The sequence below is a fragment of the Adlercreutzia sp. ZJ154 genome, assembly GCF_011039055.1.
GTDB lineage: Bacteria > Actinomycetota > Coriobacteriia > Coriobacteriales > Eggerthellaceae > Adlercreutzia_A.
The window spans coordinates 59,064-72,012 of the sequence record NZ_JAAKEF010000002.1 but is presented as its reverse complement, the minus strand read 5'-3'; the positions used below and the strand labels follow the sequence as shown (position 1 = coordinate 72,012).

The 12,949-nt window shown below is 47.1% G+C and carries 8 protein-coding genes and 1 tRNA gene; 8 read left to right on the top strand and 1 reads right to left on the bottom strand.

Annotation, left to right across the window (positions count from 1 at the left end):
- Window positions 1-104: 104 nt before the first annotated feature.
- The 8 genes from G7Y37_RS01485 (at window position 105) to G7Y37_RS01450 (ending at window position 11,919) form a co-directional block, all read left to right on the top strand.
- Window positions 105-1,403: an MFS transporter gene (locus G7Y37_RS01485; RefSeq protein WP_165060701.1), complete on the top strand. Its 1,299-nt coding sequence runs from the start codon at window positions 105-107 to the stop codon at window positions 1,401-1,403.
- Window positions 1,404-1,596: 193 nt separating this feature from the next.
- Entirely contained in the window at window positions 1,597-2,142 is a 546-nt protein-coding gene (locus tag G7Y37_RS01480; protein ID WP_165060698.1) for an SMI1/KNR4 family protein, read from the top strand.
- A 220-nt stretch (window positions 2,143-2,362) separates the two neighbouring features.
- Entirely contained in the window at window positions 2,363-2,830 is a 468-nt protein-coding gene (locus G7Y37_RS01475; protein WP_165060695.1) for a DUF6756 family protein, read from the top strand.
- Window positions 2,831-3,058: 228 nt separating this feature from the next.
- Window positions 3,059-3,262 carry a hypothetical protein gene (locus G7Y37_RS01470; protein WP_165060692.1) on the top strand — a complete coding sequence of 68 codons (204 nt, stop codon included), beginning with the start codon at window positions 3,059-3,061 and terminating at the stop codon, window positions 3,260-3,262.
- 3 nt (window positions 3,263-3,265) lie between these two features.
- The gene (locus tag G7Y37_RS01465) at window positions 3,266-8,269 is read left to right on the top strand and encodes a type ISP restriction/modification enzyme (protein ID WP_165060689.1); all 5,004 of its coding nucleotides are present in this window, start codon (window positions 3,266-3,268) and stop codon (window positions 8,267-8,269) included.
- A gap of 37 nt (window positions 8,270-8,306) precedes the next feature.
- Entirely contained in the window at window positions 8,307-9,443 is a 1,137-nt protein-coding gene (tcmP, locus tag G7Y37_RS01460) for a three-Cys-motif partner protein TcmP (protein ID WP_165060686.1), read from the top strand.
- On the top strand, window positions 9,436-10,263 hold the full coding sequence (locus G7Y37_RS01455; RefSeq protein ID WP_165060683.1) for a radical SAM protein: 828 nt from the start codon (window positions 9,436-9,438) through the stop codon (window positions 10,261-10,263). Before tcmP ends, G7Y37_RS01455 begins: the two co-directional genes overlap by 8 nt.
- Window positions 10,264-10,290: 27 nt before the next feature.
- A complete protein-coding gene (locus G7Y37_RS01450) occupies window positions 10,291-11,919 on the top strand; it encodes an ATP-dependent endonuclease (RefSeq protein ID WP_206214057.1) in 1,629 nt (542 codons plus the stop codon).
- 859 nt (window positions 11,920-12,778) lie between these two features.
- On the opposite strand, the gene G7Y37_RS01445 is transcribed toward G7Y37_RS01450, so the two are convergent.
- Window positions 12,779-12,853: transfer RNA gene (locus G7Y37_RS01445), tRNA-Val, on the bottom strand.
- Window positions 12,854-12,949: the final 96 nt, after the last annotated feature.

Genomic DNA, 12,949 nt, shown 5'->3' with positions numbered 1-12,949 from the left:
GAAGGCAATGGCCTCGTCCTGCAATGGCCTCGTCCCCAATGAGTTGTTGACTCTCCCGTTGCGGTAGGGGTGAGACTGGCGACATCGCGAGAGAAAGGAGAGGAATGTTTCAGTCCACAAAACAAACTGCACAAACAGCAAACCTCACGGCAGGTGGGCACGCGCTGCCCGCTGATTGGCTCGGACGCATCGTTCTCATCTGGAGCGGGTACGCCGTCTCAATGTTTGCGGGCAACGCTGCTAGCTATGCTGGCATCTGGTACGCGACCGAGACGACGGGCTCTCCTTTGAGTCTCGCGTTACTCTACGTGTTGGCGTTTCTGCCCATGGGGCTGCTCTCGCCGTTCGGGGGTGTTGTGGCTGACAAACTAAATCGCAAGGTCATCATCGTGGTCTGCGATGCGCTTATGGCGCTGACCAGCCTAGCGTTAGCTGCCTGGACCTTCATCGCCGGTCCGAGCTTCGCTGCGGTCGCGCTGTACTGTGCCGCGTTCGGTTTCGTATCGGGATTCCGCACGCCGGCTTATAACGCAACCATGCCTCTGCTTGTACCCGAATGTCACCTCGTGCGCATCAACAGCATGGATACGCTGCTCGGCAGCATTTCAATGATTGCGGGTCCGGCGCTCGGCATCCTGCTGTACACGAGCTTCGGTCTTCAATACGTGCTCATCCTCGGCGGCTTCGGCGCTGCGGCCGCCGGCGTCACGATGCTGCTTGCGGTGATTCCGCGCGACCACGGTGCGCATGAGCAAGCGGGGGCGTGGGCAAGCCTCAAAGAGGGTGCATCCACCTTGGCGAGTCAGCGCGGTTTACTCGTGCTGACCATCGGTGTTTCGCTCGGCATGCTGGCGTATGGGCCAATCGATTCGCTGATGCCCCTCATGGTATACGACCATTTTGGAGGAGACGGGTTTGCGGCATCGCTCGTCGCCGCAGTCATGGGTGCAGGCTTGCTCGTCGGCTCGGTAATCCTCATGGCTGTAAACCCGCGCAGGAAGCTCGCACGTATAATCGTTGTATCTGCGTTCGTGGTCGGGACGGGCGCTTTGATAGCGGGCCTTATTCCCAAGGGTGGCTATTGGGCGTTCGTGGTGTGTATCGGTGTGTTGGCCATTGCTTGCGCGTGGTTCAATGCACCCCTCATGACGCTTCTGCAGAAGAACATACCTGACGAAAAGCTCGGTCGCGTGATGGGGCTCTTCACGGCCATGAACGGGCTAGCCATTCCCGCAGGCACGGCGCTCGGAGGTCTTATCGCCGAAGTTACGGGTACGCCACTTTTCTTCCAAATTGATGGTGTCTTCATTCTTCTGCTGGCAGTTTCGATTGCCATTTCGAAGAGTGTGCGGAAACTTGATGCCGCTTCTTCCGATCATCCTACAGTTGAGCAGACATTGTAACTCCTTTAGCATGAACTCGGCGAAGGTCAAAGGGTACCATTATTGTCGGAGGGATTTGGTTCCGCTGGCTCCACGGGCATGAAGCATATGAGCGAGTATCTGTTGAGCACACCGAAACGGGAGTGACGGATACATATACCGATGATCATTATCGAATATTTGCTCGAATTGAATAAGAGCGGGGTGACGGGGAATGTATGAACAGAGCGTGGATTTATTAAAAAGGCGAGGAATAGAATTAGAAAACGGGCTGACAGCTGATGAAATCGTACAGATAGAAAAGATCTATGAAATCGTATTCCCAAAGAGTCTGCGGGATTTTTTAATGGTTGTTTTGCCGGTATCGAACGGGTTCTATGATTGGAGGAACAGAGAGCAGAAGAATATCGAACATATAAAAGATGCGATAAGCCGACCAATGAGGGATATTCATGATACGCCGGAAGAAATTTACTGGTGCGAGGACTGGGGCGAAGAGCCGGCAGACGAAGAAGTTTTCAAAAGGGAAGTGATAGAAAGACTGAAAACGGCGCCGAAGTTAATACCAGTTTATTTTCATAGGTATATGCCGATGGTTTCCGATGAGAATCCGCCGATCATGTCTGTGTGTGGTGGGGATATCATATATTACGGAGCGGATATCCAAGATTATTTCGAGGTTGAATTCAATGGAAAAGACCAGGGTGCCATCGACTTTGAAAGTATTCGTCCGGTACCGTTTTGGACAGATCTCGTATAATCGATGGCATCTCGTGCCATGATGGGTGAATATGTCATCTACTATCGAGATAAGGTCTATACCTATAAACATCATCGCGTTACCATATTTTGAGCCTCAACCTTAAGCTGTGAGTCCATTTGGCTACCTCGTCTTGGTTTTATAGGATGTTTGTTCTGGTGGTAACTTCCAACTACTGCAACTTCAGGAACAAGGCGTAAACTATTGAGGGAGGCATATTATGCAGAAGTGCATTCGTGATGAAATTGAAAATACTATAAATGAAAAGTCGATCGACAGAGAATCGTTTCGCGAATGCCCCAAAACGAAATATAAAGAAGTTATAAATGGCTTCTATTATGCATTTGTTGATTACGATAAATATCCCAATATTGAATTAGATTATTGTTGGTTACATTTCAGAGATAAACTCATTAAGATAGACTGCATTAGTGAAAATATTGGTTGGGATTGTATGTTGGCGAAGATGAAAGAGTTGCAATCTTACAATCCAAGCAAAAGAGTCTATCTGATCCTTTCCCAAGGTTGGGTTTACGAGGGATACATAGATAGCATAATCGGCGTGCTAAGCGAAATAGATGGCTTGTTAGAAGGCTTTTACATCACCACCCCACAGTTTGATAAGTTAGCGGCGTACTGCGACGATGGTGAGTGTGTAACTCTCTACAGAAAAGACGATATGAAGTAGGGACTCACAATGTTCTACTCATATCGTCTTTGGACGACTAGATGTGTAAGGGTTTGCAAGACGCGCATTGACGCTTACTTTTGTTATCCGTCTGTTTAGACCATCCATCAATCTGCTGCAGATTTACATATGGTGTAGGGCTTGCCATTGTGGTCTACATTTTGCAATGGTTCAGCGCAGTATAATATTTTCAAATGTATTGCATGGTTCAATATAGCGAGGAGCATCATGGGTTACGCAGAGCTATTAAAAAGTAATGCCTGTGCCACTGATATACAGGAGTATCTGGCGAAAGGCGACATGACGGCAATAACGATACGTATTCCTAAGAATCTGCGTGACGCAGCTAAGGAGGCATCTGCTATGCGCGATATGGGCTTCAGTGCGTTTCTGCGCATGTGTATGATCAATGAACTGAAGAAAGGAATTTAGGCTATGGCTTCAGGAAATAAAGAAATCGCACGGTCGAACCTTTCGAATGCCTCTTCCAAAACCGTCTATGAGGCACTTGCGTCTATTCTGGACGAAAGCCAAACTGCCAAGGAACAAGGCACTAAATACGAGGCGCTTTGTGCGTACTTCTTGAAAGCCGACCCGTTTTGGTCGAACTTCTATAGTCGCGTAGGCACATTGGAGCAGGCTGCAGCTTGGCCAGACAGCCCCGTCTATGGGCAAAACCAAGACATCGGCATAGACCTTCTCGCGCAGACAGCGGTTGGTGGTGAATGGCATGCTATTCAGTGCAAGTGCTACGACCCTGAAAAGCCGCTGCCCAAAGGAGTGTGCGACTCGTTCTTCGCCGCGCTCATGAACAACGATGATTTTTCCGGCTGGCTGATTATGACAAGCGCAGGAGGCCCAGGTAGGAACCTTGAAGCTCAGATGTCGGGTGATTTGAGCTGCTTCATCGACACGGCTAAGATGGCGGCCTCCGGTCTTGATTGGTCGCATTTTATCGACGGGCTGCCGCCCGAAAAGCGAGTGACTTACGATCCTCGCCCACATCAAAGAGAGGCTATCGATTCCATTCTTACCGCTTTTGGTGAGCAGGATCGTTGCAAGGCGATTATGGCTTGCGGCACGGGAAAAACGCTCATGTCGCTGCGACTTACGGAAGAGTGGCTTAACGGCAATCCTGGTGTGGTTCTCTTCTGCGCACCATCAATTTCACTTGTGGGGCAGTCCATGCGTGAGTGGATGGCACAGGCGCGCATTCCTATAAGCCCGCTTGTTGTTTGCTCTGACGCTAAGGCATCGCGTCGTGGTGGTGAGGATAGCATGCCTATGACGCTTGCTGATTTCGAGTATCCGGCGACGACCAATCCGGAAAGTCTCATGCGCTCCTATGAAGCTCATCGCAGGTCGAACCGAGATGGCGCAATAGTCGTATTTTCAACCTACCAATCTATTGATGTCATACATCAAGCCCAAGGTTTAGGGCTACCCGAATTCGACCTCATCATCTGCGATGAGGCGCATCGAACAACGGGGAACGCACTGCCGGGTGTGTCTACGACCGAGGCTTCGGCTTTCATGAAGGTGCACTATGACGAAAACGTGCGTGCCAAGAAGCGTCTGTATATGACAGCCACACCACGCATCTACGGCGAGACGGCCAAGCGCAAGGGTGCCGAAGAGGACTACACCATCGCCTCAATGGACGATGAGGGCATCTACGGAACGACTGCCTATCAGATCAAGTTCGGTGAGGCTGTGGAAAAGAAGCTGCTCACTGACTACAAGGTGGTTGTGCTGACCGTCCAGGAGGATGCACTGGCGGATCGCTTGCCTTCGCTCGAAAGCGACCAGGGCGTCAACGCACGTACGCTTGAGCCCTCGGACATAGGAAAGATAATCGGGTGTTGGAAAGGGCTTATCGACCATGGCGAGGGAGCGCCGGAGGATGCAACCGGCTTGGGCGACATGCTTGTAGTGGACGACATGGGGCAAATCGATAGCGATGCCTTGCCACTTCATCGTGCAGTGGGCTTCTGCTCTACCATAGACGCGTCGAAGACCATATGCGAAGCGTTCTCGCAGATAATCGACGATTATGCAGGCGATGCGCCCGATGACTTGCCCCTTAAATGCGACTTAAGGCATGTGGACGGCAACATGCCGGCAGACCGCCGTGCCCGCAACATCGCCTGGCTGGGCGAGGATGTGGCGGACGACGAATGCCGTATTCTGACGAACGCCCGGTGCCTGGCCGAAGGCATTGACGTACCGAACCTTGATGCCGTCATATTCTTCAACGCCAAGAACTCCACGGTGGATGTGGTGCAGGCTGTCGGGCGCGTCATGCGGCGTGCAGAGGGCAAAGACTACGGGTACATAATCCTTCCGATCTTCGTGCCGGCAGGAATGACGCCTGAGGAAGCGCTTGACGATTCCAAGGTTTTCGCGAACGTGTGGAGCATATTGCAGGCGCTTCGCTCCCATGACGAGCGCATCGAAGCCAAGGTAAACGCACTCGCGCTACACCAGGCAGCATCTCAGAACAAATACCAGGGAGCTGCCGACCATAAAGGCTGGGACGAGGGTCTGGAGAGCCGAAAGGAAGCCGAGCAGCGAAAAGCCGCAGAAATCGCCGAAGGCGTTCAGTTGCGCCTGTCGCTTTATCCGGCCGAGCGCTGGGAGAAGGCTGTCAAGACGCAACTTGTCAAGAAATGCGGTACCCGCATCTACTGGGATGAATGGGCGGAAGATGTTGCAAGGATCGCCGAGCGCCACATAGAGCGGATTGGCGCTCTTATCAAAGACGATGAAGGCATCAAGGAGCAGTTCGAGGTGTTTTTGAAGGGGCTGCGGGACTCGCTCAATCCCGGCATTACCGAAGACGAAGCCGTGCAGATGATTGCGCAACACATCATCACGGTTCCGGTGTTCGAGGCGCTCTTTGGGGATTACGAGTTTGCGAAGTCGAATCCTGTCTCTATTGCCATCGACTCCTTCTTGACATCGCTTCAAGGTCATCAGCTCGATGAAGCATCCGATGCTGAAGTGTTGAATGACGTGTATAAGAGCGTACAACGTCGTGCTGCAATGGTGAGATCCGACACTGCCCGCCAACAGCTTATTCGCGACCTCTATGAAAAGTTCTTCAAGGTGGCTTTTAAGGCCACTTCGGAGAAGATGGGCGTCGTCTACACGCCGACTGAAATAATCGACTACATACTGCGAGAGACAGATCGTGTCTTGCGCAGCGAATTCGGGTGCAGCCTTGCCGATGAGGGGGTTCACATCCTTGACCCCTTTGCAGGCACGGGCTCGTTCATAGCTCATCTTATAGAGAGCGACCTCATACCCGATGACAAGCTTGGCTACAAATACCGACACGAGCTGCACTCGAACGAGATTCTGCTGCTTGCCTACTACATTATGGCGGTGAACATTGAGTACGCCTATCACCAGCGTATGGCTGATGCGGGCAAGGATGAAGACTATGTTCCCTTCGAGGGTGCGGTATTGACCGACACCTTCCAGATGACCGAAGAGGGCGACACGCTGGATACTGAGGTGTTTACCCAGAACAGCGAGCGTGTGCTACAGCAAAACGAGCTTCCCATCAAAGTGATAGTCGGAAACCCTCCGTATTCCGTTGGGCAAAAGAATGCGAACGACAACAACGCCAACGAGAGCTACCCCACCCTTGATAGCAACATCGCGAGAACGTATGCCGCAAATACAAAAGCTACTCTAAAAGCTTCTCTCTACGATTCCTATATCCGTGCGTTCAGATGGGCTTCTGACCGTATTGATAAGGAGGGTGTTGTGTGTTTTGTGAGCAACGCCGGTTGGGTTGATGGTCAAGCTATGGACGGATTCAGGAAATGCTTGGCAGATGAGTTTGATTCCATTCATGTGTTCCATCTGAGGGGCAACCAAAGGACACAGGGTGATGAATCGAAACGCGAGGGCGGCAAGGTGTTCGGCTCGGGGTCACGCGCGCCTATCGCCATCACCATGTTGGTGAAGAACCCAAATGCCAAGGAGCACGGCATCTTCTATCACGACATTGGTGATTATCTCACCCGCGAAGAAAAGCTGGCTATCGTGCGCCGTGCGGCATGTGATGGCATTGCGGATTGGCAACAGATTACTCCCGACCGCCATAATGATTGGCTCAATCAGCGCGATGACAGTTGGTATGAGTTTGCACCGATAGGACTGGAGAAATATAAGGAACCCCAGGGGATTTTCACAACTTGGTCGTGCGGATTGAAAACACAACGCGATCCGTGGGCGTGGGGATATTCGGAATCTTCCGTCAAGGCGGATATGAGGCGCCTTATTGAGGGTATGAATGCTCAAATAGAGCAATGTGGTGGCGACGAAAAGAAGGTCGAATACGATACCAAGAAGTACAGCTGGACTTGGAGACTGCTTGATTTTGCGAAGAAGGGCGAGTTGGTAGGCTATACTCCCGAGCACGTGGTTCTCGGAATGTACAGGCCTTTCTGCAAGCAGTACGTCTACTACGACACGAAGATGAACGAAAGGACCTCCCAGCAACCGCGCCTTTTCCCGTTCGCGGGAAGCGAAGGGAAAAAGGTCGAAATGACCTACCAACAATACTCTCCTCTATTGCCGAATCTAGTAATAGATACTTCTGAACGTGGCGTAATCATTTCAAACATTTTGCCCGATCTAGAATTGATGCACCATGGTCAGTGTTTCCCACTCTACTGGTACGAAAAGCAAAAAGCAGCTGGCGGACTCTTTGTCGAATCGGATGGCGGCTACGTGCGTCATGACGCCATTACTGATGAGGCTCTCGGTGTGTTCCGTTCTGTCTATCCGCGGGCTTTCGCGGGGCGCAAGAAGAAGGACGGCGGCGAGGATCTTACCAAGGAAGACATCTTCTTCTACATTTACGGCATCCTGCACTCATCTGAATACCGAAAGCGCTTTGCGTCCAATCTGAAGAAGGAGCTACCGCGCATTCCCTTTGCGAGGGACTTCAAAACATTCAGCCGTGCGGGGCGAGCACTTGCCGACTTACATCTGAACTACGAGACAATTCAGCCCTATCCGCTTGAAGAAGAGGGTGATTCCGAAAACCCGGGACGTACCGAGAAGATGCGCTTCGGCAAGTGCAAGAGAGACGAAGAGCATCCTAAAGGCGAGGACCGCACGGTGCTCCAAGTTGCAGAAAACCTGACGCTCAAAGGTATTCCCGAAGAAGCCTACGGCTACGTAGTGAACGGCAAGAGCGCCATCGGCTGGCTTATGGACAGGTATCGCGTCACTGTTGACAAGGCATCGGGCATTGCGAACGACCCGAACGAATACAGCGACAATCCACACTATATAGTCGATCTGACAAAGCGCGTGGTGCGCGTTTCGCTTGAGACTAATGAGATCGTGGGCAACTTACCACCTATAGATGAGCTGCCTCAGTCAGAATGTTTTCCATTTGCCTGGAAAGTAAAATGATGTTATAATAGAACAAATGTTCTAATTGGAGTAAGGCATGAATATAGATTTAGAAAAAATACTGTCACAAATTGGGTGTTCTGCGAATAAATTAGACAACAAGAAAGAGCAGACATCAAAGAAAATTGAATATGTGACTCACTATGTTAAAGAATGGATACGCGTTGGTTGTATGAGCTCCAAACTTAATACGCTTAGTTTTGTTGATGGAATGTCTAACGCTGGTATCTATCGAGATGGAGACTTGGGAACAACAACCCTTGCGTACTCCCTATTTCTGGAGGCTGCTAAATCGTATCCTAATATGCACTTCAATTTGGTATTCAACGAAATAGATCCAATTCGATTTAAGATTTTTAAAGTAATTTGCCATGAGTTGTATGTAAATCAATGTGGTGGAAGAGAAATTCCTAACCTCAAATTATATTGTAGCAATGATGATATCAATGACTTCATTGCTGATTTATCAAATCATGACGGATTATTGAATAAATATGGAAGTCTGACCCTATTTTTTATTGACCCTTATGATGCGAGAACAGTAGACATTCCTCCGTTACGTGATTATCTTAATAATCATTATTGCGAACTTTTCTTTAATTGGTTTTCAAGTGATCATGTTCGTAATCCTAATGACAACGCAATAAAATCCTGTTTTAGCGGAATAGAAATTCCTGCGGGTTATGATGCAGCGGATTACATTGCCAAATATCTGTCGGGGTCAAAGAAAATGTATTTCAGTTTTCCTTTTAGAAATAAAAACAATACGGAACTGTATCAAATTATTTTTGTCACTCCAAGTAAAAAAGGACTAGAAAAGGTTAAAGAAGCACTATGGAGTACGTTTTCAGGAAGAGAATATCATCGAAATGAACGAACGGCTTGCCATCAGACTTCTATGTTTGAACTAGATGAAGGACGAGACTTCCAAAAGGAGTCATACGGAGCTACGATTCGCGATTTAATACTTGATGAGTTTACTGCTAAGGATTATTCCTATGATGAAATTGAACTATTTGTCTTAAGGCGATCGATGCTTGGTCCAAACGATATTCTTCGTTTTGTAGTTAAACCACTTATTAAGCAAGGAGTTTTACTAAAAAACAACCGAAGAGGCAAACGTAATTACAAAGACGATTCATATAGATTTATTAAAGGAACAGGTAATGACTAGGTGTAAAGCAAAGATACTACGCAAGTCTATGCTCTATAAAACGAAAGTGGAGTATGGGGACTATACGATGAACCATGTTTTGGGTTGTTCGCATGGTTGCAAATACCCTTGCTATGCCATGATGATGGCAAAAAGATTCGGAAAAGTTCATTCTTATGAAGAGTGGTGCGAACCTGTTTTAGTCTCAAATACGATTGAACTTTTAGATAAAGAAATCCCAAGACTGAAAGATAAGATAGACCACGTTCAGCTTTGCTTTACTACTGATTCATTCATGTATGGTTATGACGATGTTTGCGATATGAGCTTGCGTGCAATTAAGCGTTTGAATGTTGATGACGTCCCTTGTGTTGTTCTGAGTAAAGGGGTTTTGCCTTTTGAACTTGCATCTTGCTCCAAAGAGAACGTTTACGGCATAACGCTAGTCTCATTGGATGAGACATATAGGGAAGAGTGCGAACCTGGGGCTGCTCCTTATGTTGAGCGCATTGCGGCACTCAAGAAGCTTCATGATGCTGGTTGTAAAACATGGGTAAGCATGGAGCCCTACCCAACTCCCAACATAGTCGAGCAGGAGTTATTGCCGATTCTTGAGGCTGTTTCGTTCGCCGACCGTATCATCTTTGGGAGGACAAATTACAACAAAGTTGTCTCTTCTTTCCCTGACGTGAAGAGTTGGTACAACGATCTTGTTCTTGATGTGGTTGGCTTCTGCTCAGAAAAAGCTATTGACTATTACATCAAAAAGGGTACGTGGACATTTCCAAAAATAAAAGATGAAGAAAAGCGGTGCATCATGAAACCCGTGAATGCAGTATAACAATTTGGTTATTGCTAAATAGGAGTAGTGGAGTTAGTGATAATTCAAGACGATACAAAGATTGTAGTTGATGATGAATATCCAAAAGTGTTTATGCATAGTATTACCTTTAATGATGGAACAACTTTAGAACTTAAACGCAACAGTATAGTTGTGTTTACCGGGGCAAACAACAGCGGCAAAAGTCAAATACTTCGAGATGTGGAGAACTGTTTTGATACGCATACAAAGAAGCTATCGGTTGTCATTTCAAATCTTAAGTACGAACAATACGGTAAGATTAATGAGTCCTTTTTGAAAGAGCATTTTTTTATTAACCAGCATGGATATCTAGAGCTTTATGGTTCGGGTGGTTCCTTTGATAAAAACTCATTAATCTATGATTGGAACAATCGGTGTTTACCTTATGTGTGTCGTTTGTTTGTCAAACGGATTAGTACAGAAATGCGCCTAACAGTATCAAACAACCTGCAAAGAAGCGATCGTGCTGCGGCAGCCCATCCAATTTTCAAAATGATGAACAGTGAACACCTCGCTGAAGTGATATCAAATTATTTTCATCAAGCTTTTGGTGAAGATCTTGTTGTTAATCGAAACGAGCTAACGACTGTTTCATTGCACGTAGGGATGGCTCCTAATAAAGATGAATATACAATCAAGATGCAAGATGATTACTATGGAATTCTTGCAACTATGCCCAAGCTGCAAGATCAGGGGGACGGCATGCGTAGTTTCGCAAGCATTCTTCTTGATACATTTACTTCCGAATACTCTATTACATTAATTGATGAGCCAGAAGCATTTTTGCATCCACCGCAAGCAAGAATACTGGGGAAGATGCTTGCAAAGAATAATCCGGATAATCGACAATTGGTCATTTCGACTCACAGCGAGGATTTTCTTCAGGGACTACTCGATTCGGATAATGAAAATGTTACCATCGTTAGAATAAATCGTTCAGACGATGTTAACAATATGAGCATTCTTACAAATAGTGAGATAAAAGAGTTATGGACTAATCCACTACTTCGTTATTCTAATATTCTTAGCGGCTTGTTTCACGAGAAGGTCATTGTTTGCGAAAGCGATTATGACTGTCTGTTTTATCAGGCGATTATGAATGCAATTTATGAGAACAAAGGCGAAATTGCTCCAGATATATTATTTACTCATTGTGGTGGTAAGTCGCGTGCCAAAGATGTGGTGCGCGCACTAAGGGCTGTAAATGTTCCTGTTGTTGCAATTTGCGACTTTGATTTATTGAATTCGAGCCAAGTTTTCAAGCATTTAATCAAAGCATTTGGAGCGGAATGGGAAACGGTTTATGCGAGTGGCATGCAGATTATTTATAACAGCATAAATGCAAAACGAAGTTGCGATAATGATGTATGGAAAGAAATTAAGAAAACGGGCAAAGCGGGTTTTAATGGAGATGAGCCTGCTGCTTATGAAAAAGTTGAAGCAATTTGTAAAAATGCTGGTCTATATATAGTTCCCTGTGGCGAAATGGAGTGTTTTGATAAGACTGTAAACAAGGAGAAAAAGGAATGGGTCTATTACGTATTGGAAAACTATAACCTAGCTACGGAGCCAAAATTGAACGAGGCTCGATCTTTTGTACAATCTGTCGTTGACTTTAATGTATCAGCGAAATAGTCGCGGTCAAGTAGCAAGGTCTGTTGATCATCAAACCAACTCTTCTAGTACTTCGTTTGTTAAAGTATACCTATAGGCAAAAGTGTGTAAAAATTCATGCTGTTTTCCCTATTCAGATACCAAATAGATGCCTCTGAAGTCGATGCCACTCGACTTTCATATAGGCAAAAAGTGCGCCTAATTCTCACTTGACATCCCTGTTCAGGCAAGCTTTTTCTAAGAAAAAGTCAGCTATGGACAGGGGTGAGCAGTGTCTACTAGAAAATGTGCAATCTGTGGCGGCAAGATGAAGAAAAAGGATTTACAAGCCGGAAGGCAGAGGTGGAGATGCACCTTGTGCGGAGGCTCTAGCGTTAGGAGAAACGACACCACCGCAAGATAGCCTAAAGTGTTTGTTGGATGGCTTTTGGGTAAACTCTCAACACCTTGACGCTAGATTACGATTCAACTCATCCGCATACTAGTTCAAAAAAGTTAGAAAAATGGTCAAAACTTCCAGCTTTCCATGGTCATAGCGCTACATAGCTAACTTGAATTGTGGAGAACACTGGGCAAACAGGGTTCTTCAATTCTATTTTGATTCGTAATTGACGTAATTTGGCATTATAGACTGTGGAAAGTCGGAAGTTTTGACCATTTTTCGCCTAAAAAGTGACGAAGGTCTGGTTTGGTCAGAGTTCCACAACAGCGCGCCCTATCCATATGCAATCGACTAAAACAGATACACTTTTCTGCCCATCGGTGCTTTACTTTTGCAAGTTTCCGCACAGTGAGCATTAACTCTCATTAACCCAAATCTTACCAGCTGCAAGTGGCAAGAAAAAAGTCAGAGCGCATAACGCTCTGACCTGCTAATTTCTGGTGGTCGCTACTGGATTTGAACCAGTGACCCCCGCCGTGTGAAGGCGATGCTCTCCCGCTGAGCCAAGCGACCGAATCGACGATTTATTATACTGTTACAAAGCGCAGGCTTCAAGAGATTGTTCGCAAGCGAACATGCGGAATGGTTGTGGCTAACATAGTCGCCAGT

Bases quoted from the DNA above. Each gene is read 5' to 3' on its own strand.
- tcmP (WP_165060686.1), top strand. From the start codon at position 8,307: ATGAATATAGATTTAGAAAAAATACTGTCACAAATTGGGTGTTCTGCG.
- G7Y37_RS01480 (WP_165060698.1), top strand. From the start codon at position 1,597: ATGTATGAACAGAGCGTGGATTTATTAAAAAGGCGAGGAATAGAATTA.
- G7Y37_RS01470 (WP_165060692.1), top strand. From the start codon at position 3,059: ATGGGTTACGCAGAGCTATTAAAAAGTAATGCCTGTGCCACTGATATA.
- G7Y37_RS01485 (WP_165060701.1), top strand. From the start codon at position 105: ATGTTTCAGTCCACAAAACAAACTGCACAAACAGCAAACCTCACGGCA.
- G7Y37_RS01455 (WP_165060683.1), top strand. From the start codon at position 9,436: ATGACTAGGTGTAAAGCAAAGATACTACGCAAGTCTATGCTCTATAAA.
- G7Y37_RS01465 (WP_165060689.1), top strand. From the start codon at position 3,266: ATGGCTTCAGGAAATAAAGAAATCGCACGGTCGAACCTTTCGAATGCC.
- G7Y37_RS01475 (WP_165060695.1), top strand. From the start codon at position 2,363: ATGCAGAAGTGCATTCGTGATGAAATTGAAAATACTATAAATGAAAAG.